Source organism: Polaromonas sp. P2_G11, from assembly GCF_056403595.1.
The window spans coordinates 413,987-437,631 of record NZ_JBFUFE010000002.1 but is presented as its reverse complement, the minus strand read 5'-3'; the positions used below and the strand labels follow the sequence as shown (position 1 = coordinate 437,631).

The window sequence follows — 23,645 nt, the reverse complement described above, 5'->3', positions numbered from 1 at the left end:
CTCAGGACTCCAGACCTTGGGTGATTTGAGTGGCAACGCGGCGGGCCTGCTCATCCAGCGCCAGCAAGCCTTCTATGTCGTCCACCTGAGAGACTGCCGCGGCCTCCAAAGTTGCATGGTTTACATGGTGAATATGGTCGAAGCGGATGCGCCGGTCCAAAAACGCCGCCACAGCAACCTCATTGGCTGCGTTCAGCACCACGCAAGTGCCCGGCGGCGCACGCAAACTCTCCCAGGCCAAAGGCAGGCAGGGAAAGCGCTGAAAGTCCGGGACCTCGAATGTCATGGCGGCCATGCGGGCGAAGTCCAGGCGCGCCGTGCCGCTTTCGATCCGCTCCGGCCAGGACAGGCCATAGGCAATCGGCACCCGCATATCGGGCGTACCCAGCTGGGCCATCACCGATGCGTCATGGAACTGCACCATCGAATGGATGATTTGCTGCGGATGGATCACCACCTCGATCTGCTCCGGCACGACACCAAACAGGTACTTGGCCTCGATCACCTCCAAAGCCTTGTTCATCATCGTGGCCGAATCCACCGAAATCTTGCGGCCCATGGAAAAATTAGGGTGCGCGCAGGCCTGCTCGGGCGTTACGTCGCGCAAAGTTGCTGGATCACGGGCGCGAAAAGGACCGCCCGACGAGGTCAGCATGATTTTTTCGATGCGCCGGGGCCACACCGCCGGGTCTTCGGGCAACGACTGGAAAATGGCCGAATGCTCACTGTCAATAGGCAGCAACCGGGCCCCCCCTTCACGAACCGCCCGCATAAACACTTCGCCGCCGACGACGAGGGCCTCCTTGTTGGCGAGCAGCAAGCGCTTGCCCACCTTTGCGGCCGCCATGCACGGACCCAACCCGGCAGCGCCCACAATAGCGGCCATCACGGTATCCACCAACTCGTGCGACGCTATCATTTCGAGAGCATCTTGCGCCCATAGAACCTGCACCGGTAGCTGATTTGTCTTGATCTTCTCGGCCAGCAAACGGGCATGCGGCTCACTGGCCATAACCGCGTATTGGGGTTTGAACTGGGCGCACTGCGCCAGCATCAAGTCCGTTTGGGTTGCCGCGCTGAGGGCAAACACCTCAAAGCGCTCAGGATGGCGGGCGATGACATCAAGCGTGTTGACACCAATGGACCCCGTGGAGCCCAAAACGGTCACACGCTGCTTTTCAAAGGACATACGGGAGCAAAGCCTAAAGGGTAACCAGCATCATCGCCAGGGGCAGCGTGGGCAATAGCGCGTCGACCCGGTCGAGCACGCCGCCGTGGCCCGGCAACAGGCCGCTGGAGTCTTTAACCCCGGCACTGCGCTTGATAAGAGACTCGACCAGATCGCCAACCACACTCATGGCGGCCAGGAAAATAACCGCCAGCAGCATGACGGCCATGCCGTGATGATCAGCCAGCCGGCTGTAAAGCGTGGCGTCAGCCCAGAAGCCACCGCCAATGCCCGCACGGCCCAGCCAGACCCAGGCCAGCGACAGCGCCACCACACCGGCCATGCCGCCCCACACGCCCTCCCAGCTTTTACCAGGACTGATCGAAGGAGCCAGCTTGCCCTTGCTGAACCGGCCTCCCAGGGCACGGCCTGCAAAATAGGCAAAGATATCGGCCACCCAGACCAGCAGCAGAACGGACAGCAAAAAGTCAATGCCCGCCACACGAGCCTGGGCCACAGCCAGCCATGCAACCAACAACGCAGCCAGCCCCCCCGGAAGGCGAATTACTTTGGGTACACGCGGCCAGCCCGCCACACCATTGCGCAACAACCAGCCACCGGCAAGCACCCAAGCGGCACCTGCAGCAGCCCAAAGAAGCGGCAGGGGCTTTGCGAGCAGGCCAACGTACCATGCCAGCGCGCACAGCCCGACACAAACGGCGGCGAGCCCCAGTGAGACCCCCTGCCCGAGTGCGTTCAGCCGGCCCCACTCCCAGGCACCCGCAGCAATCAGCAGCAGCGCGACGGCACAAAAGGGCTCTGGCGTCTTGTAGAAAAGGGCTGGCAGCAAAATAGCCAGAAGGACAATCGCTGTGATCACGCGCTGTTTAAGCATCAGGCAGCCTTTGTATTTTCATTGGTACTGCGGCCACTGACCTGGGCGGAGGTCTTGCCGAAGCGTCGTTCGCGAGTCCGAAAGACGGCTATCGCCTCGTCCAGCGCCGCCTCGTCAAATTCAGGCCACAACTTGTCGGAGAAATGCAGCTCTGAATAAGCTGCCTGCCACAGCAAAAAATTACTGATCCGCAACTCACCGCCTGTGCGAATCAGCAGATCCGGGTCCGGCACGTGCGCCAGCGCCATCTCCCTGTCCAGCGACAGCTCGGTAATGGCTTCACCGCGGCTGGCCAATCTGTTGGCAGCCTGGGCAATATCCCAGCGACCACCGTAGTTGAAGCACACATTAAAAACCAGCCGCTGGTTGGTCGAGGTGTCGAGCTCAGCTTGCGCCAGCCCTGCCTGGACTTTCTCGGAAAGCCGCAGGCGGTCTCCGACAAAACGCAGTTGCACGCCGTTGGCATTCAGGCTGGGGACTTCCTTGGAAAGAGAATAGGCAAGCAACTCCATCAGCCCGGACACCTCTTCTGCCGGCCGGTTCCAGTTCTCCGAAGAAAAAGCGAAAACCGTGAGGACGCCGATGCCGCGGTCCAGGCATGCGCGAACGCAGCGGCTGAGCGAATCAACGCCCTGCTTGTGGCCCGCAATGCGGGGTAAAAACCGTTTGGTCGCCCACCGGCCATTGCCATCCATAACGATGGCAACGTGGTGCGGGACTATGGGATGGGTGGTGGCCATGGTGAATCAGGCCAGACGACGAGGCGTCAAACCGCCATGATGTCTTGTTCCTTGCCGGCGACCAGTTTGTCGACTTCGGCAATGAAACGATCCGTGAACTTCTGGATATCGTCCTGCGAACGGCGTTCGTCGTCTTCAGAAGCGAGCTTGTCCTTGACGAGTTTCTTGACGCCATCATTGGCATCGCGGCGCAGGTTGCGAATAGCCACTTTGGCGTGCTCCCCTTCGGCGCGCACGACCTTGGTGAGTTCGCGGCGGCGCTCTTCGGTCATGGCCGGCATGGGCACGCGGATCAGGTCACCCTGCGCGGCCGGATTGAGTCCCAGGTCTGAATCACGGATGGCCTTTTCGATCTTGGCGCCCATGCCTTTTTCCCAGGGCGAGACGCTGATGGTGCGGGCGTCGAGCAGCGACACATTGGCCACCTGGCTGATCGGCACCATGGAGCCGTAATAGTCAACATGCACGGTATCAAGCAAACCGGGGTTGGCGCGGCCCGTGCGGATCTTGGTCAGGCCATTTTTGAACGAGTCAATAGACTGCTGCATCTTTTGCTCTGCCTGCTGCTTGACTTCAACAATGCTCATGGTCGAATCTCCGGATTTTTATAGCGAAAAAGAACAAGCTGGGACAGGAGGCTCAGACGTGAACCAGGGTTCCCTCGTCCTCGCCCTGCACGACGCGCTTGAGCGCACCATGCTTGAAAATACTGAACACCTTGATGGGGAGTTTCTGGTCGCGACACAACGCAAAAGCGGTGGCGTCCATGACCTCCAGGTTTTTACCCATGGCTTCATCGAAGGTGATGTTGGTGTAGCGCGTGGCTTTCGGGTCTTTCTTGGGGTCCGCAGTGTACACACCGTCGACCTTGGTGGCCTTCAGCACGATCTCGGCGCCGATCTCCGCGCCGCGCAATGCGGCTGCCGTGTCGGTGGTGAAGAACGGGTTGCCGGTGCCGGCCGCGAAGATGACGACCTTGCCCTCTTCGAGGTACTGCAGGGCTTTGGGGCGAACATAAGGCTCAACCACGCGCTCAATGCCGATGGCCGACATCACGCGAGCGATCAACCCGGCCTTGTCCATGGTGTCGCCCAAGGCCAGGGCGTTCATCACAGTAGCCAGCATGCCCATGTAGTCGGCAGTGGCGCGGTCCATGCCGACGGAACCGCCGGCCACACCGCGGAAGATATTGCCGCCGCCAATCACGACCGCCACTTCGACACCCATACGGGTGACTTCGGCAATCTCTTCCACCATGCGCACGATGGTCGCACGGTTGATGCCAAAGGCATCATCCCCCATCAAGGCCTCACCTGACAGTTTTAACAAGATTCGCTTGTAGGCTGGCATGTGAGAGCTTTCTTTGTTGGGTTGTCTGAAGTTTAGCGGCCTTCCGGCTGGACTGAAATGCTCAAGCAGCTTTGGCTGCGGCGACCTGGGCGGCGACTTCGGCAGCGAAATCGTCCACCTTTTTCTCAATGCCTTCACCCACGACATACAGCGTGAAAGACTTGATCGTCGTCGCTTTTTCCTTGAGCATCTGCTCGACGGTCTGCTTGTCGTTCTTGACGAAAGTCTGGTTGTACAGGCTGACTTCCTTCAGGTACTTCTGCACGCCACCTTCGATACGCTTTGCAACAATTTCAGCGGACTGGACGGCCTTGCCTTCGGCTTGTGCCTTGGCGGCATCTTCAGCGGCTTTGGCTGCAGCCACCGAGCGCTCCTTGGCGACCAGTTCGGCAGGCACTTCAGCGCTGGACAGGGACACGGGCTTCATCGCGGCCACGTGCATGGCGACATCCTTGGCGGCGGCTTCGTCGCCTTCAAACTCCACGACCACACCGATGCGCGTGCCGTGCAGGTAAGAGGCCAGCTTGCTGCCCGAGAAACGCTTGAAGCGGCGCACGCTCATGTTTTCGCCGATCTTGCCGATCAGGCCCTTGCGCACGTCTTCGACCGTCGGGCCAAAGCCGTCAAGCGATAAAGGCATGGCGCCCACGGCTTCCACGTCGGCCGGGTTGTTCTTGACAATCCCTTCGACCACTGCCTTGGTGAAGGCCAGGAAGCTGTCGTTCTTGGTCACGAAGTCGGTTTCGCAATTGATTTCCACCAGCGCGCCCACATCGCCTTCGCGGTGCGCAGCTACAACGCCTTCGGCGGTGACGCGGGAAGCGGCCTTGCCGGCCTTGCTGCCGAGCTTGACGCGCAGGATTTCTTCGGCTTTTTCGAAGTTGCCTTCAGCTTCGGTCAGTGCTTTCTTGCACTCCATCATGGGGGCGTCGGTCTTGGCGCGCAGTTCAGCGACCATGCTTGCAGTAATTGCCATCTTTGATTCTCCGTTTTGTCGTTTTTGACACGCTGGAAGCGATCAATTCGCATCCAGCTTTTCGTTAGGTTGTGAAAAAGGGGCTACGCGAGCCCCTTTTTCGCGTCTGGCGCAGAGCCGAAAACTATCAGGCGGCTGCGTTTTCCACTTCCACGAACTCATCCGAGCTCTCAGCCGAAACCGCCTTGACGACGTCGTTCACGGCATTGGCGCGGCCTTCGATGATCGCGTCGGCGATACCGCGGGCGTACAGGGCGACAGCTTTGGAGGAGTCGTCGTTGCCGGGAATCACGTAGTCGATGCCGATAGGCGAGTGATTGGAGTCAACCACGCCGATCAGTGGAATGCCGAGCTTCTTGGCTTCCAGGATCGCGATTTTGTGGAAGCCCACGTCGATCACGAAAATGGCGTCCGGCAGGGCGTTCATGTCCTGAATGCCGCCGATGTCTTTTTCAAGCTTTTCGATTTCGCGCTTGAAGGTGAGCTGTTCTTTTTTGCTGATGGAATCAAGGCCGGCTTCCTGCTGGGCCTTCATTTCCTTCAGGCGCTTGATGGAAGTCTTGACCGTCTTGAAGTTGGTCAGCATGCCGCCCAGCCAGCGCTGGTCAACATAGGGAACACCGGCGCGTTTGGCTTCGGTGGCGACGATGTCGCGAGCCTGGCGCTTGGTGCCTACCATCAGGATGGTGCCGCGGTTGGCAGACAGCTGCTTCGCGAACTTCATCGCTTCCTGGTACATCGGAAGCGATTTTTCCAGGTTGATGATGTGAATACGGTTGCGATGGCCGAAGATGTACGGGGCCATCTTGGGGTCCCAGAAGCGGGTTTGGTGTCCGAAATGAACGCCTGCTTCCAGCATTTCGCGCATAGTGGTCGACATAGGAATACTCCAAAAGGTTGTGTCTAAAATCAGCGCTTATCGTCCCGTTGGCCTCTTTCGAGATTTCCGGGGCAACACCTTGAGTGGCTGATTTGCGATTTGCCTTGCAAACAACAAAATCGTCATTTGCAAAGCCTGTCGAGTATAACACCCTCCCGCCCCATGAGCCAGATGCCCCCTTCAGGCGACCTCCATGCCACTCGCCAGGCCATGACGGCCGGCCAGACCTCTCCCCGGCAGGTTATCGAACAGGCCCTGGCCACGGCCCAAAGTGACGCCTGCCGCCACGTTTTCATGCCGGGGAGCCCGCAAAACCACGCCGGAATGGCGGAAAACCCCGTTGCGGACGCTGCAGGCCTTCCACTTACCGGCATTCCGGTGTCGGTCAAGGACCTGTTCGACGTGGCCGGCCAGACCACCGCAGCCGGATCCACCGTGCTGGCAGGCGCCGCGCCTGCCGCAGAAGATTGCCCCGCCGTGGCACGTCTGCGTGTTGCCGGCGCCACGTTCATGGGGCGCACCAACATGGTCGAGTTCGCCTTCTCCGGCGTCGGCATCAATCCGCACTACGGAACCCCCGTCAACCCGGCCGACCCGAAGGTGGCACGTATTCCCGGGGGTTCGTCCTCCGGTGCGGCGGTCTCGGTAACCACGGGCGCAGCCCTGGTCGGGCTCGGCTCCGACACCGGCGGATCGATCCGCATCCCGGCGGCGCTTTGCGGCATCGTCGGCTTCAAAAGCACTGCGCGCCTGGTGCCCACGGAGGGCGCCCTTCCCCTGTCCACCAGCCTGGACACCGTTTGCGCCCTCACCCGTTCGGTGCGCGACGCGGTCACCGTGCATGAGGTTCTGGCGGCACGCAAGGTCCAACTGACCGGCAAGCCGCTCGCCTCCTGCCGCCTGGCCGTCGCCCGCACCGTGATGCAGGACCTCCTGGACAACACCGTCGCCGAAGCGTTTGGGCGCAGCCTGCGAATCCTTCGCCAGGCGGGTGCGCACATCGAGGAAATCGGCCTGGAGGAGATCGGCGAGCTGGCCGCCATCAATGCCACCGGCGGCCTCTCGGCGGCGGAAAGCTACGCCTGGCACCGCACGCTGATCGCCAGACACCAGGCCGAATACGACCCGCGCGTGGCCTTGCGCATCCTGCGCGGCGCCGGCATGAGTGCGGCCGACTACATCGACCTGCTGGCCGCCCGCAAGGCCTGGATGGGCCGCATGGAAACACGCCTGCAAGGCTTTGACGCCGTGCTCTCGCCCACCGTCCCCATCGTCGCGCCGCCGATCGCCGGTTTGCTGGATGACGATGCCGAATTTTTCCGCGTCAACGGCCTGCTGCTGCGCAATACCTCCGTGGTGAACATGCTCGATGGTTGCGCCATTTCCCTGCCCTGCCACACGCCCGGCCAATTGCCCGTGGGCCTGATGCTCTGGCATGCGGCGTTGCATGACGACGCGGTGCTGGACCTGGCCCTGCAGGTGGAGACCGCCCTGTCGAATTCGCTATAAAAACGATAGCTTCTCGCGCTCATTCCCATTGGCTTAAAAGCCTTTTTCTTATAAAAATGTACAAAAACATCTCCCCAGCCCCGCGCCCCGTGCCTGCCCCACATGACCGCGGGAGCCTCGCATGAGGGTTGCCGTCATTGGTGCCGGCATCATCGGCATCACCACCGCTTACGAGCTGGCCCTGGACGGCCACGAGGTCACCGTCTTTGAACGCCGCGGTGCGGCGGCCGAGGAGACCAGCTTTGCCAACGCCGGCCTGGTGGCGCCCGGGTATGTCACGCCCTGGGCCGCGCCGGGCATGCCGGGCAAGGTCATCAGCCACCTGTTCAACCGCCACGCGCCGGTCAAGCTCGGCCTGCCCCTGTCGGGCCGCGACCTGGCCTGGATGTGGAAGTGGTTCCGCGCCTGCAAGCTCGAAACCTACCTGGCCAACCGCGCACGTATGCAGCGCCTGGCTTTCTACAGCCGCGAAAGGCTGCACTACCTGACCGCCGAACTGGAGCTTGAGTACGACGGCAGCCCCGGCTACATGGTGCTGCTGCGCTCTGAAAAAGACAGCAAGCTGGTGCAGCCGGGCCTGGCCGTGCTGCGCGACGCCGGCGTGGTGTTCAGGGAAATCGGACCCGACGAGGTGCGCAAGATCGAGCCGGCACTGAGCCCTGACACCGACTTCCTGGGCGCCGTGCACCTGCCGAACGACGAGGTGGCCAATTGCCGCCAGTTTGCCCTGCTGCTGAAGAACGAAGCCCAGCGCATCGGCGTGAATTTTGAGTTCAATACGGCTGTAGCCCAATTGGAACTTGCGCAACCCGCTAGTATTTTGATAGCAGGCGAGGCCAGCCCCCGCAGCTACGACCGGGTGGTCATGTGCGCCGGCCTGGCCTCCGCGGAGCTCCTGAGGCCGCTGGGCCTGAAGATTCCCATGGCAGCGGTTTACGGATACTCCATCAGCGCGCCGATCCGCGAACCGCTGAACGCACCGCGCAGCGCACTGATGGACGAGCGCTACAAGGTCGCAATTTCCCGCCTGGGCAACCGCGTGCGTGTGGCAGGCAGCGCCGAAATCGGCGGCACGCTTGAAAGCAAACGGGCATCGTCCATCCAGACGCTGTACAAGGTGCTGCACGACTGGTTCCCGGGTGCGGCTCAGCTCTCCAATACCGGCGCCAGCGTGCAGGAATGGAAAGGCGCCCGTCCCATGCTGCCCGATGGGCCGCCCATCATCGGCGACAGCGGCATTCCCGGCCTCTGGCTCAACCTGGGGCATGGCTCCAGCGGCTGGGCTCTCAGCTGCGGCAGCGCGCGGGTGCTGGCCGACCTGATGGCCGGCAAAACCGCCGACATCGACATGGAAGGCCTGGGCGTGGCCCGCCTGGGCTGAAACCACCCCGCGTTTATGCCCAAAGCCCGGCCTGCCGGGCTTTTTGCTTTGCGGGGACGCACAATCAGGCCATGCGAAAAATTTCCAGCGCCCGCAGCGAGCCGCTTCACAGCGTGGCGGCGACGCGCGAACTTGAACGGCGTGCCGCCGCCGGGCTTGCGCCCCACACGCTGATGCAGCGGGCCGGCCTCTCGGTGGCACGCCTGGCGCTGGCCCTGGCGCCGCATGCGCAGCGCATCTGGATCGCCTGTGGGCCCGGCAACAACGGCGGCGACGGTTTTGAGGCCGCCATGCATCTGCACCAATGGGGCAAAAATGTCACCGTAACCTGGACCGGTTTGCCGGCCGGAAAAACCAGCCTGCCGCCCGACGCCCATGCCTCGCGCGAGCGCGCCATCGCCGCGGGCGTGCCCATGGCGGCGCAACCGCCCGATGATTTTGATTTCTGCATCGATGCCCTGTTGGGCATAGGCGGCGCGCTGGCCCCCGACCGCCCAGGCACGGCCTTGATGCTGGAGTGGCTGGCGCGAATGCAAGCCGGCAGTGCGCCGCGGCTGGCGGTAGACATACCGACCGGCCTGGATGCGGACACCGGATCTGCTACACATTTGATAGCTGCTTGCGCCCATTCACCGGACGCTACAGCCATTTTTACCTTAAGCCTTTTAACCTTGAAGCCGGGGCTGTTCACCGCCGGCGGCCGGGATTGGGCGGGCCAGGTCTGGTTTGACGATCTCGGCGTCCGCGAAACGCAGGAGGCAACCCCAAGCCAGACCGACGCCTGGTTGCTGGGCGCCGACCATGCCGGCCAGCCGCCCCGTTCAGGCAACGCGCATGCCAGCCACAAAGGCAGCTTTGGCGACGTGGCCGTGCTCGGGGGAGAGTCCACCGCCCACAGCCACATGGCGGGCGCCGCGCTGCTGGCGGCGCGTGCCGCCCTGCATGCCGGTGCCGGCCGGGTATTTGTGGCGTTGCTCGGCAGCCCGGCCATCGCGGTCGATCCGCAACAACCCGAACTGATGTTCCGCACGCCCGAGGCGCTGGACTTCGCGCAGCAGGTGGTGGTGTGCGGCTGCGGCGGCGGCGAGGCCGTCAAGGCCGTGCTGGCCAGGGTGCTGTCGACTGCCAGGCGGCTGGTGCTGGATGCCGATGCACTCAATGCCATTGCAGGGGACACGCAGTTCCAGGCGCAGCTCATTGCACGTCACGGCCGCGGCTACCGCACGGTGCTGACGCCACACCCACTGGAAGCTGCCCGGCTGGCCGCCACCACAGCGGCCGCGGTTCAATCCGACCGGCTGGCATCGGCCCGGCAGCTTGCCGAACAGTTTCAGTGTGTGGTGGTGCTCAAGGGTTCGGGAACGGTGATCGCGGCGCCGGGCCACAGCAGCGCCATCAACAGCACCGGCAACGCCCTGCTGGCCACGGCCGGCACCGGCGACGTGCTGGCGGGCATGGTGGGCGCACGGATGGCGGCCGGGCTGGATGCCTTCGACGCGGCCTGCAGCGCCGTATGGGCACATGGCCGTCTGGCCGACGAATGGACGGCCCCGGCCCTGACAGCCTCGGAACTGGCCCATGCACAAGGCGGCAGCAACTGACAGACGCGCCGACGAGGGCCTTACACCAGGATCATCAGGGCGATTTGGATCAGGACGATGAGCACCAGCGCGGACAAATCCACGCCGCCCACCGTGGGGATCACGCGGCGCAGGGGTGCCAGCAGGGGCTCGGTCAGGCGCCCCAGCAAACCATACGCGGGTGAGCCAGGCTGCACCCACGACAGGATGGCAAAACCGAGCACCAGGATGAACAGGGTTTGCAGCGCCACGCGGATCAGCATCTTCAGCGCAAAGGACAGCAGCGTCAGCAAGGCAACAGGCGCAGCCTCAGCAGTCCACAGGGTGCCCCCCGTCAGCAGGCCAAACAACAGGCCCCACAGCAACGCATAGGCCAGCGCCAGCAACACGGCCGCCAATACGCTGGCCCAGTCCACCCGGGACTGCATCACTGGCCTGGGCAGCACGCGGCGCAAGGGCTTGACCAGCCAGTCGGTCACGGCCATCACAAAATGGCCGGGCTGGGCCGTCATGTTGACCCGGACCCAGTTCATCCAGGCCCGCAGCAAGGCCGCTGCAATCAACAGGAAGAACAGCGTTTCAAGCAGGAAGGCCAATACGCGCATCAGCATGGGCAGAGTGCCTTATGCGTACGGCGCGCAGATAAAGAAAAAATGTTGTGCGGAAATTTCATGGTGTCCCGGCGCCTAACGGCGCGGCTTCTTGCCCTGCTTGCGGCCCGGAGGGTTGCCTGCCGCTTTCTTGACAGCCGCCTTGAGAGCCTGAATGGGCGATTTGGGCGTCCTTTCGCTGCTGCTGGCGCTGCGGCTGGCTGTGCTGCCGCCGCGGCTGCCTGAGCGCGACTCCGAGCGCTTTCCGGTGCTCTTGCTGCCCGCCTTGCCGGTTCGGGGCTCCGCCGCGTGGCGCGAGGCGCCGCGTTCCTGCGCCGGCAATTCCGCCGCATGGCCGCCTGTCTTGTCTTTCATGGCGCGCCCGACCAGGTCCTGGCCCTCGTTCACCAGGCGAAAGTCGATCTTGCGGCCGTCCAGGTCGACCCGGCTGACCTGCACCCTCACCCGCGTGCCGATGGCATAACGGATGCCGGTGCGCTCGCCGCGCAGTTCCTGGCGGGCTTCGTCAAAGCGGAAGTATTCTCCGCCCAGCTCGGTGATGTGCACCAGGCCTTCGACGTACATCGCGTCCAGCGTGACAAAGATGCCAAAGCCCGTGGCCGCCGTGACGACGCCACCGAATTCCTCACCAAGATGTTCGCGCATGTATTTGCACTTGAGCCAGGCTTCCACGTCGCGGCTGGCCTCGTCGGCGCGGCGTTCGTTGGCGCTGCAGTGCAGGCCGGCGGCCTGCCAGGCGAGTTCGTCGGCGCTGGCTTTTTTAGGTTTTTGCGTCGGCTCCTTGACACGTGAAGCCAGCCGTTTGGACAGCTTGGCCTCGGCCTCACCCGGCGTGGGCAGGGTCGGCAACTGGTACTTGGCCTTGTTCAGCACCGCCTTGATGACGCGATGCACCAGCAAGTCGGGGTAGCGCCGGATCGGGCTGGTGAAGTGCGTGTAAGCCTCGTAGGCCAGGCCGAAGTGGCCGCTGTTCATCGGCGTATAGATCGCCTGCTGCATGGAACGCAGCAGCATCGAGTGGATTTGCTGTGCGTCCGGGCGGTCCTTGGTGGCCAGCGCGATCTTCTGGAATTCGCCGGGCGCCGGGTCATCGGTGATGGTCATGCCGATGCCGGCCGCCTTCAGGTAGTTGCGCAGCATCTCCTTCTTCTCGGGCGTCGGGCCTTCGTGCACGCGGTACAGGCCCACGTGCTTGCTTTGCGAGATGAAGTCCGCCGAGCAGACGTTGGCCGCCAGCATGGCTTCTTCAATCAGCCTGTGCGCCACATTGCGGGTGCGGGGCACGATTTTTTCAATCCGGCCCGCTTCGTCGCAAACAATCTGGGTCTCGGTGGTTTCAAAATCCACCGCGCCGCGTTCGCCGCGCTCCTTGAGCAGCGCCTGGTACACGTCGTGCAAGTCGAGCAGGTGCGGCACCAGCGCCTTGCGCTGCGCGGCTTCAGGGCCGCGCGTGTTGGCCAGGATGGCGGCCACTTCGGTATAGGTAAAGCGCGCCTGGCTGAACATCACCGCCGGGTAAAACTGGTAGGCGTGAACCTCGCCCTTGGCATTGACCAGCATGTCGCAGACCATGCACAGGCGCTCGACATTCGGGTTGAGCGAGCAAAGGCCATTCGACAATTTTTCCGGCAACATGGGAATCACGCGGCGCGGAAAATACACGCTGGTAGCGCGGTCGTAGGCGTCAATGTCGATGGCGCTGCCGGTTTCCACATAGTGGCTCACATCGGCAATCGCCACCAGCAGGCGCCAGCCCTTGCCGCGGCCTACTTTGGCAGGCTCGCAATAAACGGCGTCGTCAAAATCGCGGGCGTCTTCGCCGTCGATGGTGACCAGCGGCACGTCCGTCAGGTCAATGCGGTGCTTTTTGTCGGCAGGCCGCACGGCGTCCGGCAAGGTACGGGCCAGGGCCAGCGCCTCGTCGCTGAACTCATGCGGCACGCCGTACTTGCGCACCGCAATTTCAATTTCCATGCCGGGGTCGTCGATCTCGCCCAACACTTCCTTGACGCGACCCACAGGCTGGCCGAAAAGCGCCGGCGGCTCGGTGAGTTGCACCACCACCACCTGGCCGGCCTTGGCCGTGCCGGTAGCGCCCTTGGGGATCAGGACATCCTGGCCGTAGCGTTTGTCTTCGGGCGCGACCAGCCAGACACCGCTTTCCTGCAGCAGGCGGCCGATGATGGGGTTCGAGGATCGCTCAAGGATTTCCGTGACGCGGCCTTCGGGCCGGTTTTTGCGGTCGTGCCGCACAATGCGTGCCTTGACGCGATCCTTGTGCAGCACTGCTCGCATTTCGTTGGGCGGCAGGTAAATATCCGCTTCGCCGTCATCGCGCAATACAAAACCATGGCCATCACGGTGGCCGGAAACGGTGCCCTCGAATTCAGCGAGCAAACCAGAGGAACGGGCGGACGATGCGCCGGTATTTGAATGAGTTGTTTTGATAAAAAATCTCTTTTTGTTGAGGGCTGCTGGTTTTGAGTATGCAGCCGAAATATTTCAGGAAAATTTGGGGGCTTGGCCCTGAGAAAGCATTGAAGTAATGGTACACTGCTAGCTGTGCCCGGGTGGCGGAATTGGTAGACGCGCACGGTTCAGGTCCGTGTATCGCAAGATGTGGAGATTCGAGTTCTCTCCCGGGCACCAGATACACCAAACAGCTTCTCCAGACTCTTAAACAGGTTCTGGAATAAAGCAAGATTAAAGCCACTGTGACCCAGTGGCTTTTTTTGTGGCCGGGCAGATCTTCAAGTCCGCCTTTTCACTAGCGGCCTTAATCAAACAGGTACAGCAACCAGGTCATGGCCCTGGGTTCCGACGATGCGGGCCCGGGTGAACTCGCCGACTTTCAGCGTCTTGCTGATTTTCTCCGGCGGCAGCAGCTTGACGACGCCGTCGATCTCCGGCGCATCGGCATAAGAGCGCCCGGTGCCACCCTTTCGGCCTAGCGCCGGCGCCGAATCCACCAGCACCTGCATGGTTGCACCTACGCGCTGCTGCAGTTTCTGGCTGGACACCGCTTCGGCCACGGCCATGAAGCGGGCGCGCCGCTCTTCACGCAACGCCAGCGGCAGCATGCCCGGAATATCGTTGGCCGTCGCACCTTCTACTGCGCTGTAGGCAAAGCAGCCTGCGCGGTCGATTTTGGCCTCTCGCATGAAGTCCAGCAGATGGTCGAACTCTGCTTCCGTCTCGCCGGGAAAACCGGCGATGAAGGTGCTGCGAATCACAATTTCGGGGCAGATTTCGCGCCAGCGCGCAATGCGTTCAAGGTTCTTCTCGCCGCTGGCCGGCCGCTTCATGCGTTTGAGCACATCCGGATGGCTGTGCTGCAACGGTACATCCAGGTAGGGCAGAACCTTGCCGGTGGCCATCAGCGGCAGTACTTCGTCCACACTTGGGTACGGATAAACGTAATGCAAGCGCACCCAGGCACCATACGGCTCGGCGATTTCACCCAGTGCCTGCACCAGTTCCAGCATACGCGTCTTGATGGGCTTGCCATCCCAGAAGCCGGTGCGGTATTTCACATCGACGCCATAGGCCGAGGTGTCCTGGCTGATCACCAGCAATTCCTTCACGCCGCCTTCAAACAGGGCGCGCGCTTCGTTGAGCACGTCGCCGATAGGCCGTGACACCAGGTCGCCGCGCATGGACGGGATGATGCAGAAGGTGCAGCGGTGATTGCAGCCTTCGCTGATCTTCAGGTAGGCGTAATGTTTGGGCGTCAGCTTGATGCCGGCAATGCCAAAGGCATTCGGCACCAGGTCCACGAAAGGATCATGCGGCTTGGGCAGGTTCAGGTGCACCGCGTCCATCACCTCTTGCGTGGCGTGCGGGCCCGTCACCGCCAGCACACTCGGGTGCATCTGGCGCACCAGGTTGCCACCGCCCTCGCCCGCCTTGGCGCCCAGGCAGCCAGTAACGATGACCTTGCCGTTTTCGGCCAGCGCCTCGCCAATGGTGTCCAGGCTTTCCTTGACCGCGTCGTCGATGAAGCCGCAGGTGTTGACGATGACGAGATCCGCACCTTCAAAGGTCTTGGAGGTCTGGTAGCCCTCGGCGCTCAATTGCGTGAGGATCAATTCGGAATCGGTCAGCGCCTTGGGGCAGCCCAGGCTGACAAAGCCAACGCGCGGCGCGGGCTTGGTGTTCACGGAAACAGGGGGGGAAATAACTTCGCTCATGGGGTGTATTGTCTCAGGTCCCTGATTTCTATGGGCTTCTAGGGGCCGCCAGAAATTCAATTGCCGGGATACAGGGCAAGGCGCCCGGAGCGCAGGAACCGGAATGCACTTGGGTGCATGAGGATTCCGAGCACCGCGCAACGCAGCCATGTGCCCGGAAATTGGGTTTATGCGGCTCCTAGCGCTTCAGGCCAAAGGCTTGAAGCATCTGCTCGCTCTGTTTTTGCATTTGCTCCTGCATCTGCGTGAAAACGTTCTTGGATTGCTCCACATAAGTGCCCATCATGCCCTGCATCATGGGTGATTGCGCATTCATGAACTGGGCCCACATTTCGGGGCTCAACCCCTTGGACTGCTCGGCCATCTTGACCTGCAGGTCCATGAAGCTCTGCACGTTCTTCTCGAGGTAGGCGCCCATGAAGCTTTGCATCGCATTCCCGTAAAAACGGATGATGTTGGCCAGCACGGCTTCGGTAAACATCGGCGCACCGCCGGTTTCTTCTTCGAGAATGATCTGCAGCAGGATGCTGCGCGTCAGGTCTTCATTGGTCTTGGCATCGCGCACCACAAAATCAGCGCTGTCCATCACCAGCTGGCGGACTTCCGTGAGCGTGATATAGGCCGATGTCTCGGTGTCGTACAGCCGGCGATTCGGGTACTTCTTGATCACTCGTGAAGCCGCAGCCTTGCCGGCAGCCCGGCCGCTTTTGGCACCGGGAGTGCCGTCGGCAGAGGCGTCGCCCTGTAAAGGCGGCGTGCCGGATGACGGGCTGGTGGATTTGCTTTTTGGCACTGATTTCTCCTCTGAATGACGACCGGCGTCGAAACGCCGGGACTCAATACATTCTAGGAATTCTGATGTACTCAATCCCCTTGGTTTACCCTGTGTGCCAGTCCGCATTACAAAGAATGCAGAACCTGGATCAGGAACCGTCGAGGGAATTGGTAGGCGCGATTGGACTCGAACCAACGACCCCCACCATGTCAAGGTGGTGCTCTAACCAGCTGAGCTACGCGCCTAAGGACTGTTCGAAGCTCGTATTGTAGCAAAGCAAAACGGCTATCTTGCTTCGCCCCGAAAATTTGCCGAAAAAAGTCCTGCAGCCGGGTTCAACGTCTCCGCGCGGACCGCACGCCCGGCACCTCGGCCACGACGGCCAGCACCTGGTTAAGCCGGCCCGATTGCGCAACTTCAACGGTGAATGTCATCCACGCCGTGCCGCCGCGGTTGTCCTTGACCGACTGTGTCTGCACACCAATCACATTCATTTTTTCCTTGGCGAATACCTCGGAAATATCGCGCAGCAAGCCCTGCCTGTCCGCCGCCTCCACGGCCACATCCACCGGATACACCGCGCCATCCGCCGTCTTGGGTGCGTTCCATTCAACCTCAATCACGCGGTCGGGGCTGCCGCTGGCCATGTTGCGAAAATTGCTGCAGTCGCTGCGGTGGATGCTGACCCCTTTGCCCTTGGTGACGAAACCGAGAATTTCATCCGGCGGCGCCGGCTTGCAGCATTTGGCCAATTGCGTCAGCAGGGAACCCATGCCGACCACCAGCACGCCGCCGCCACTTTTGGATTTCTGATTCGGCGGACGCGCTTTTTTTGCCAGCACATAGTCGTCCTGGCTCAACATCGGTTCGGGTGGCCTGAGCATGTTTTCAATCGTGCGCAGTGACAACTCGTCCTTGCCCACTACTTCAAACAAATCATCCGCCGCCTTGAAGCCGAGTTGCACCGCCAGGTCGTCCAGCTTCATGGCGGTCTTGCCCTCGCGCTGAAGCAGTTTTTCCACGGCCTCGCGACCCCGGGCCACGGTTTGCTCCATGGCCAACGCGTTGAACCATGCGCGGACTTTCGACTTTGCACGGTGGCTGCACAAGAAACCGAGCTCGGGGTTAAGCCAGTCGCGCGAAGGTCCGCCTTCCTTCACGGTGATCACTTCCACCGTCTGGCCGTTTTGCAAGGGCGTATTCAGCGGCACCATGACACCGTCAATGCGCGCGCCCCGGCAACGGTGTCCCAGGCTGGTGTGCACGCTGTAAGCAAAATCTACCGTCGTCGCGCCCTGCGGCAACTCCACGATGGCGGCATCGGGCGTCAGAACATAGATACGGTCTTCGAACAGGCCCTGCTTGGCGTCGCGTGCACGCTGGGAGGCCGGGCCCGAGAGATCCCTCTCCCACGCGAGCAGTTGCCGCAGCACGGCGATCTTGGCGTCATATTCGCTGCTGGCCGACACGCCCGCGTAACCCTTGGCACCCGCCTCCTTGTAGGCCCAATGCGCAGCCACGCCGTGCTCGGCATGGTCATGCATGGCCTGCGTGCGCACCTGTATCTCCACCGCCCGCCCGCCATCGTCACGCACTACGGTGTGCAATGACTGGTAGCCATTGGACTTGGGCTTGGCGATGTAGTCGTCAAACTCGCCGTCCACCGGCGTGAAGCGGGAATGCACAAAACCGAGCGCGGCATAACAGCCCTTCACGTCGGCGGCAATCACACGCAAGGCACGGATGTCAAACACCTGCTCGAAGTCGAGCGACTTGCCGCGCATTTTTTTAACGATGCTGTAGATGTGCTTGGGTCGGCCCTGCACCAGCGCGGCAATGCCGTTCTGGTTCAGTTCGCGCTCCAGCTGCGCACGCAAGGCCTCCATGAAGCCTTCGCGCTCCACGCGCTTTTCATCCAGCAGGCGGGCTGTCTGCTTGTAGGTATCGGGTTCCAGAAAACGGAAAGCCAGGTCTTCCATTTCCCATTTGATCTGCCAGATGCCCAGGCGGTTGGCCAGCGGCGCAAACACATGCAGGGATTCGTGCGCCAACGGCAAAGGGGCAGGTTGCCGGGTGGCCGCGTAATGGCGCAGGGTTTGAAGCCGCGACGCCAGCCGCAACATCACCACCCGCAAGTCGCGCGAAAACGCCAGCAGCATCTTGCGGACGTTTTCGGTTTGCGCGGCCGGGTCGTCCAGCAGATGCGCCTTGGCATTGGCAGTACGAGCCTGCCGCTGCACCTGCACCAATTTGGTGGTCTCCAGCGCCAGTGCAGCGTAGTTGGCGCCGAAGGCCTTGGTGATGACTTCCTGCGGCTTGTTCAGGTGCTGGCACGCATACACCAGGTAGGTCGCGGCCTGCATGGCTTCCGAACCGCCGATGTTTTTCAGGATGGCAGCCACAGCGTCGGCATGCGCCAGGATGTTTTCACCCGTGTCGTGCGTTTCGCTGGCGATCAGAGGCTCGGCAAACGCCCGGGCACGGGCCAGCGCATGCGGCTGGTCCGGCAGGCTGTCGGCCGTAGCGGTCACGATGGAGGCGTTCGCCCCCTGGGAGGCTGTCGGGCTACCGGGCCCGACCACATTGCTTTTCATGAAACTTCAGTCAAATAGTTGCGAGGCTGGCAGCGCCGCATTGCGGCACTTACCCAGCATTACCCAATTCAATACCCGGGTGCTACCCAAGCAGGAAACCCGACACGGCGGCCACCTGGTCCGCAGCGATCAGCGTGGGCGCATGGCCTACCCCGTCGAACTCCACCAGGCGCGCGCGCGGGCCGCGGGCCGTCATGGCCTGAGCCGTCTGGGAGCTCAGCAAGTCCGACTGCTTGCCGCGGATCACCAGCGTTTCGGCCTTGATATTGTCGTAGAGCTGCCAGAGCACGGCTTCACCCTGGCGCGCGGAGTCCTCGGTCTCCTGCTTGAACGGCACAGCGATGGCCGGGTCGTAATGCAGGCGCCACTTGGCATCGGCGGCGTCCGAGACGCGCCGGAGCATGGGACGCGACAGCGCCAGCCACTGTTCGGGCGTGTGCGGGCCAAAGCTTTGGGAAATCGCCCACATGGCATCGGCCGCTTCCTGCACCGACCCGAAGTGACCGGCCTGCCCCAGATAGGTGCCGATTCGCACGATTGCCTGCCACTGGATGGCCGGCCCGACGTCATTGAGCACCAGGCGGCGCACCGCCGTGGGCAAGGGCAGACCAGGCGTCCCACACACCGCCACGCCGATCAGGCCGCCCATGCTGGTACCCACCCAGTCCAGCGAAACCACAGGCGCCTGCGCGTGCAGCTGGCCCAGCAGCGCCAGCATGTCGGCGGCATAGCCTCGCAGCTGGTAACCCATGGGGTCTTTGAGCCAGTCGCTTTCCCCACGGCCCACCACGTCGGGGCAGACCACGCGAATGCCGTCCGGCGCCTGCTCGCAGAGCGTGCGCGCCAGCACGTCAAAATCGCGGCCCTGCCGCGACAGGCCATGCACGCACACCACAACGTGCGTGCTGTCCGGCTGGCCCCATTGCCAGTACGCCATGCGATGCCCGCCTGCGGCGTCCGGGCAATTTACGTAGTTCAGCGTAGGTTGGGTCATGGTGCGGCAGTTCAATTCAAAGGCTTGATAATTGCTTGAAAAATCGGCGATGCGCAGCCTGCACCGCGCGCTGTTCAGAATCCCAGCTCAACCATCGTAAATCATCCGGAGAAACATCATGCTCAAAGGTAAAACAGCTCTCGTCACCGGCTCGACCAGCGGGATCGGCCTGGGCATCGCCAAGGCGCTGGCAGCGCAAGGCGCCAACATCGTCATTAACGGCTTCGGCGACGTGGACGGCCCCAAGGCCGAGATCGAAGCGCTGGGTGTGCGCGTGGCCTACCACGGCGCCGACATGAGCAAGCCCGCCGACATCGAGGACATGATGCGGTTCGCTGCCGCGCAATTCGGCCAGGTCGACATCCTCGTCAACAATGCCGGCATCCAGCACGTCGCCCGCGTCGAGAACTTCCCGGTCGAGAAATGGGACGCTGTGATCGCCATCAACCTGAGCAGCGCCTTTCATGCCACCCGCCTGGCATTGCCTGCCATGCTGGCCGCCAATGGAGGCAAGGGCTGGGGACGCATCATCAATGTGGCGTCGGTCCACGGCCTCGTGGGCTCTGCAGAAAAATCCGCCTATGTCGCCGCCAAGCACGGCATTGTGGGTCTGACCAAGGTCACCGCCCTCGAAAATGCCACCACCGGCGTCACCTGCAACGCCATATGCCCAGGCTGGGTACTGACGCCTCTGGTGCAAAAACAGGTGGACGCCAAAGCCGCGGCCGGAAACATCAGCAACGAAGCCGCCAAGCAACAACTGCTGGGTGAAAAAGAACCTTCGCTGCAGTTCACCACACCCGAAGAGCTGGGCGCGCTGGCGGTGTTTTTCTGCTCACCGGCCGGCAATAATGTGCGCGGCGTGGCCTGGAACATGGATGGCGGGTGGGCGGCGCAGTAAAGATCAAGCCGTTTGCAACATCCGGCCCACATAGTCGCCAATTGCCAGTGAGCTTGTCAGCCCTGGCGATTCAATACCAAAAAGATTGACGAGCCTTGCCACGCCGTGATCACGCGGTCCCTGGATCAGAAAATCTTTGGCAGCCTCATGAGGCGCCTGGATCTTGGGGCGTATGCCCGAATAACCCGGCATGAGCGCACCGTCGGCCAATGCGGGCCAGTACTTGCGTACTTCGGCATAAAAAGCATCGCCGCGCGCCGGGTCCACCACCAGGTCGTCGGGTGAATCGACCCATTGCACATCGGGCCCGAACTTGGCCTGGCCGCCTAGGTCGATGGTCAGGTGCACGCCCAGGCCGGCGGCTTCGGGCACGGGGTAGATCAGGCGGCTGAAGGGCGAACGGCCGGGCAAGGTGAAGTAGTTGCCTTTGGCGTAATGGCTGGGCGGCACATGCTGCGCCGGAAAGCCGGCAAAGCGGCTGGCCAGGTGCTGGGCCTGCAGCCCGGCGGCGTTGACGACGGTCCTGGCTTGCAGTTCCGTACCGTCTTTTGCTATTAAATTAATAGCTGCTTGCGCACACTCCGCATGGGCCAGGGGCGAATTAAGCACCACAAGCCCGCCTGCATTCTCAAGATCGCCCTGCAGCGCCAGCATGAGGCCGTGGCTGTCGACAATACCGGTGCTGGGCGAATGCAGCGCCGCCACGCATTCGAGTTGCGGCTCCATCGCCCGGGCTTCTTCGCGGGTCAACAGTACCAGGTCGTTCACGCCGTTGGCGGCGGCCTTTTCACGGATGGCCTGCAGCTGCGCCACCTGAGCCTCGCTGGTCGCTACGATCAGCTTGCCGCAGCGCTTGTGGCCTATGCCGCGTTCCGCGCAGTAGTCGTACAGCAGGCCCTTGCCTTCTACGCAGAGCCGCGCCTTGAGCGAGCCCTGTGGGTAGTAAATGCCGGCGTGAATCACCTCGCTGTTGCGCGAGCTGGTGCCTGCGCCTATCGCGTCGGCGGCTTCCAGCACCATTACCTCCCTGCCCTGCAAGGCCAGCGCACGCGCCACCGCCAGGCCCACCACGCCTGCACCAATCACCACACAGTCGACCTGGTCCATATCAGACGCCCTCGAAACCTTCAATGACGTTGACGGCATTGGTGCCCAGCGCCGCGGCGGCGTAACCGCCTTCGAGCACAAATACCGTGGGCAACCCCAACTTGCCCAGGCGTTCGCCCAGGCGGATAAAGTCGCCAGGCAGCAGCGCGAATTTGGAGATGGGGTCTTCGGCAAAGGTGTCCAGCCCCAGCGACACCACCAGCGCGTCGGCGCGGTGCTGCTTGATGCGCAGGCATGCCGCTTCCAGCGCCTCAAACCAGCGCAGCACGGTACAACCGGCGGCCAGCGGCAGATTCAGGTTAAAACCTTCGCCCTCGCCCGCTCCGGTTTCGTCGGCATAGCCCAGGTAGAACGGATATTCGGTCAAGGGGTCGCCGTGCAGGCTCACGAAAAGCACATCAGCGCGGTCATAAAAAATGCTTTGTGTCCCGTTGCCGTGGTGGTAGTCCACGTCCAGCACCGCCACGCGCGCGGCGCCACCGTCCCGAAACGCCTGGGCAGCGACTGCAGCGTTGTTCAGGAAGCTGTAGCCTCCCATGAAGTCGGCCCCTGCATGGTGGCCGGGTGGACGGCTGCAGCAGAACACGCCGCGCGCAGCGGACTGGCCGGTCGCCAGCAAAGCGGCAGCGCTGGCGGCGGCATCTGCACCAGCCTTGGCGGCTGTCCAGGTCCCCGCGGAAAGCGGTGACCCGTTGTCCATCGAATAAAGCCCCAGCCGTGCGGTGAAATTGACGGGCTCCACATCGCTGCGCAAAGTACGCACGGGCCAGACAGAGGGAAAAGGCTGCCGCTGGTCGTTGCCCTCTTCAAGCGCCACCCAGTCGCGCCACGCATGCTCGAGAAACGCCAGGTAACGGGCACTGTGCACTTTGGCCAACAGCGTGCGGCTGTCGGCCTGGGGCGTGCGCAGCTCGTGGCCGCGCTCGCTCAGGCGGGCCTTAACGTACTCGGCGCGCGCCGGGGTTTCAAAACACGGCACGCGCTCACCGCGGTAGAACTCGAACGCAGGGGCGTGATCGTGGTGGCTGTCGCTGAAAAAAGTAAGCATGGTGGCGAATGGTTTGGTTCGTTCATGAAAAGGAGGTGATGGTGGTTACCCGAACAGCGCAGCGCGCCGCCATCAAAGTGTGCGCGGGTCGGTCTTCAGCAACACCTCGACCAATGAGCGCAACGTCGCCTTCAGCGGCCCGGCGCCCGGTGTCATCTCCAGCGTGGTTTCGTCCATGTACAGCTTGCGGTTGATCTCCAGCTGGATGCTGTGCCGGTGCCCGGCCGGGTTGCTGTAGCGGCGCACCAGTTCCACGCCTTTGTAGGGGTGGTTGTAGGCCACGCTGTAACCCTGCGCGCGCAGGTGCTCACACACCAGTGTCGACAACGCCTTGCTGGCAGTTGTGCCTTCACGGTCGCCGACCACAAAGTCCGCATGCGCCTCACCCGGAAAATCGGTGGCGCTGCCCGAAGCCACTGCCGGCATGGAGTGGCAATTGATGTGGATGCTGTAGCCGCGCTGCCGCCAGGCGGCATCAATCGCCTGCGCCACGGCGGCGTGGTAGGGCTTCCAGCACTGCTCGATGCGCGCCTGGATTTCCGCCACCCCCAGTTTGCGGTCATACAGCGGCACGCCTTCGTCGGTGGTGCGCCAGATCAGCCCCTTGCCCAGGCGGACCTTGGACATGACCTGGGGATCATCGTCTACCGGTTCGGGCCAGGGCGCTTCCAGCAGGGACACATCCATTTCGGTGGTGTTGCGGTTGGCGTCCAGGTAGCTTCGGGGGAAATGCGCCTCAACCCAATGCGCACCCAATGCCGGCGCAAAGTCATACAGTTTTTCGACATGGGTGTCTTCTGCGCTGCGCAGCACGGCGAGCTCGCAGGCATGCCCGAAATCAGCCGGATACACCGTCCCGCTGTGCGGGGAATCAAGAACCAGCGGAGTGCTTCCGGGCAGGTAGGTAATGGAGGGCATGCACTGACTTTAGCAGCAGCACATTGGC

At 62.5% G+C, this 23,645-nt stretch carries 20 protein-coding genes and 2 tRNA genes; 5 read left to right on the top strand and 17 right to left on the bottom strand.

What is annotated here, in order from left to right:
* Position 1: 1 nt before the first annotated feature.
* The 7 genes from ispC to rpsB all read right to left on the bottom strand — a co-directional run bounded on the left by ispC (position 2) and on the right by rpsB (position 6,009).
* A complete protein-coding gene (gene ispC, locus AC1DWQ_RS08605; protein ID WP_477669252.1) occupies positions 2-1,189 on the bottom strand; it encodes a 1-deoxy-D-xylulose-5-phosphate reductoisomerase in 1,188 nt (395 codons plus the stop codon).
* Between the two features lie 13 nt (positions 1,190-1,202).
* Positions 1,203-2,063, bottom strand: a complete 861-nt coding sequence (locus AC1DWQ_RS08600) for a phosphatidate cytidylyltransferase (protein ID WP_477669251.1) — start codon at positions 2,061-2,063, stop codon at positions 1,203-1,205.
* On the bottom strand, positions 2,063-2,803 hold the full coding sequence (gene uppS, locus AC1DWQ_RS08595; protein ID WP_477669250.1) for a polyprenyl diphosphate synthase: 741 nt from the start codon (positions 2,801-2,803) through the stop codon (positions 2,063-2,065). The genes AC1DWQ_RS08600 and uppS overlap by 1 nt, the downstream gene beginning before the upstream one ends.
* A 26-nt stretch (positions 2,804-2,829) precedes the next feature.
* On the bottom strand, positions 2,830-3,390 hold the full coding sequence (gene frr, locus AC1DWQ_RS08590) for a ribosome recycling factor (protein WP_457280558.1): 561 nt from the start codon (positions 3,388-3,390) through the stop codon (positions 2,830-2,832).
* A gap of 52 nt (positions 3,391-3,442) precedes the next feature.
* A complete protein-coding gene (gene pyrH, locus AC1DWQ_RS08585; protein WP_036838012.1) occupies positions 3,443-4,153 on the bottom strand; it encodes a UMP kinase in 711 nt (236 codons plus the stop codon).
* 61 nt (positions 4,154-4,214) lie between these two features.
* Positions 4,215-5,129 carry a translation elongation factor Ts gene (gene tsf, locus AC1DWQ_RS08580; RefSeq protein ID WP_457280557.1) on the bottom strand — a complete coding sequence of 305 codons (915 nt, stop codon included), beginning with the start codon at positions 5,127-5,129 and terminating at the stop codon, positions 4,215-4,217.
* Positions 5,130-5,256: 127 nt separating this feature from the next.
* Positions 5,257-6,009 (bottom strand): 30S ribosomal protein S2, encoded by a 753-nt coding sequence (gene rpsB, locus AC1DWQ_RS08575; RefSeq protein ID WP_457280556.1) that lies wholly within the window; start codon positions 6,007-6,009, stop codon positions 5,257-5,259.
* 162 nt (positions 6,010-6,171) lie between these two features.
* Between rpsB and AC1DWQ_RS08570 the strand changes: the two genes are divergently transcribed.
* The 3 genes from AC1DWQ_RS08570 (at position 6,172) to AC1DWQ_RS08560 (ending at position 10,500) form a co-directional block, all read left to right on the top strand.
* On the top strand, positions 6,172-7,518 hold the full coding sequence (locus AC1DWQ_RS08570; RefSeq protein ID WP_477669249.1) for an amidase: 1,347 nt from the start codon (positions 6,172-6,174) through the stop codon (positions 7,516-7,518).
* Positions 7,519-7,639: 121 nt separating this feature from the next.
* Positions 7,640-8,899 (top strand): D-amino acid dehydrogenase, encoded by a 1,260-nt coding sequence (locus AC1DWQ_RS08565; protein WP_477669248.1) that lies wholly within the window; start codon positions 7,640-7,642, stop codon positions 8,897-8,899.
* Between the two features lie 71 nt (positions 8,900-8,970).
* A complete protein-coding gene (locus tag AC1DWQ_RS08560; protein ID WP_477669247.1) occupies positions 8,971-10,500 on the top strand; it encodes an NAD(P)H-hydrate dehydratase in 1,530 nt (509 codons plus the stop codon).
* 20 nt (positions 10,501-10,520) lie between these two features.
* On the opposite strand, the gene AC1DWQ_RS08555 is transcribed toward AC1DWQ_RS08560, so the two are convergent.
* Both AC1DWQ_RS08555 and rnr read right to left on the bottom strand, forming a co-directional pair.
* Positions 10,521-11,090: a YggT family protein gene (locus AC1DWQ_RS08555; protein WP_477669246.1), complete on the bottom strand. Its 570-nt coding sequence runs from the start codon at positions 11,088-11,090 to the stop codon at positions 10,521-10,523.
* 75 nt (positions 11,091-11,165) lie between these two features.
* Complete coding sequence (gene rnr, locus AC1DWQ_RS08550) at positions 11,166-13,487, bottom strand: ribonuclease R (RefSeq protein ID WP_477669245.1); 2,322 nt, start codon at positions 13,485-13,487, stop codon at positions 11,166-11,168.
* A gap of 167 nt (positions 13,488-13,654) precedes the next feature.
* Here rnr and AC1DWQ_RS08545 point away from each other — a divergent pair.
* A tRNA-Leu gene (locus tag AC1DWQ_RS08545) sits at positions 13,655-13,739 on the top strand.
* Between the two features lie 131 nt (positions 13,740-13,870).
* On the opposite strand, the gene rimO is transcribed toward AC1DWQ_RS08545, so the two are convergent.
* The 5 genes from rimO to AC1DWQ_RS08520 all read right to left on the bottom strand — a co-directional run bounded on the left by rimO (position 13,871) and on the right by AC1DWQ_RS08520 (position 19,643).
* On the bottom strand, positions 13,871-15,280 hold the full coding sequence (rimO, locus tag AC1DWQ_RS08540; RefSeq protein ID WP_477669244.1) for a 30S ribosomal protein S12 methylthiotransferase RimO: 1,410 nt from the start codon (positions 15,278-15,280) through the stop codon (positions 13,871-13,873).
* A 178-nt stretch (positions 15,281-15,458) separates the two neighbouring features.
* Entirely contained in the window at positions 15,459-15,950 is a 492-nt protein-coding gene (phaR, locus tag AC1DWQ_RS08535; RefSeq protein WP_477649198.1) for a polyhydroxyalkanoate synthesis repressor PhaR, read from the bottom strand.
* A 273-nt stretch (positions 15,951-16,223) separates the two neighbouring features.
* Positions 16,224-16,300 (bottom strand) — tRNA-Val (locus AC1DWQ_RS08530).
* Positions 16,301-16,390: 90 nt separating this feature from the next.
* Positions 16,391-18,649 (bottom strand): RelA/SpoT family protein, encoded by a 2,259-nt coding sequence (locus tag AC1DWQ_RS08525; RefSeq protein ID WP_477669243.1) that lies wholly within the window; start codon positions 18,647-18,649, stop codon positions 16,391-16,393.
* Positions 18,650-18,731: 82 nt separating this feature from the next.
* Entirely contained in the window at positions 18,732-19,643 is a 912-nt protein-coding gene (locus AC1DWQ_RS08520) for an alpha/beta fold hydrolase (RefSeq protein ID WP_477669242.1), read from the bottom strand.
* A gap of 118 nt (positions 19,644-19,761) precedes the next feature.
* Between AC1DWQ_RS08520 and AC1DWQ_RS08515 the strand changes: the two genes are divergently transcribed.
* Positions 19,762-20,544 (top strand): 3-hydroxybutyrate dehydrogenase, encoded by a 783-nt coding sequence (locus AC1DWQ_RS08515; RefSeq protein WP_477649166.1) that lies wholly within the window; start codon positions 19,762-19,764, stop codon positions 20,542-20,544.
* A gap of 3 nt (positions 20,545-20,547) precedes the next feature.
* Here AC1DWQ_RS08515 and AC1DWQ_RS08510 read toward each other — a convergent pair whose 3' ends face one another.
* The 3 genes from AC1DWQ_RS08510 to AC1DWQ_RS08500 all read right to left on the bottom strand — a co-directional run bounded on the left by AC1DWQ_RS08510 (position 20,548) and on the right by AC1DWQ_RS08500 (position 23,617).
* On the bottom strand, positions 20,548-21,651 hold the full coding sequence (locus tag AC1DWQ_RS08510; protein ID WP_477669241.1) for an NAD(P)/FAD-dependent oxidoreductase: 1,104 nt from the start codon (positions 21,649-21,651) through the stop codon (positions 20,548-20,550).
* Position 21,652: 1 nt separating this feature from the next.
* Positions 21,653-22,699: a histone deacetylase family protein gene (locus tag AC1DWQ_RS08505; RefSeq protein WP_477669240.1), complete on the bottom strand. Its 1,047-nt coding sequence runs from the start codon at positions 22,697-22,699 to the stop codon at positions 21,653-21,655.
* 72 nt (positions 22,700-22,771) lie between these two features.
* On the bottom strand, positions 22,772-23,617 hold the full coding sequence (locus AC1DWQ_RS08500) for an N-formylglutamate amidohydrolase (RefSeq protein WP_477669239.1): 846 nt from the start codon (positions 23,615-23,617) through the stop codon (positions 22,772-22,774).
* Between the last annotated feature and the right edge of the window lie 28 nt (positions 23,618-23,645).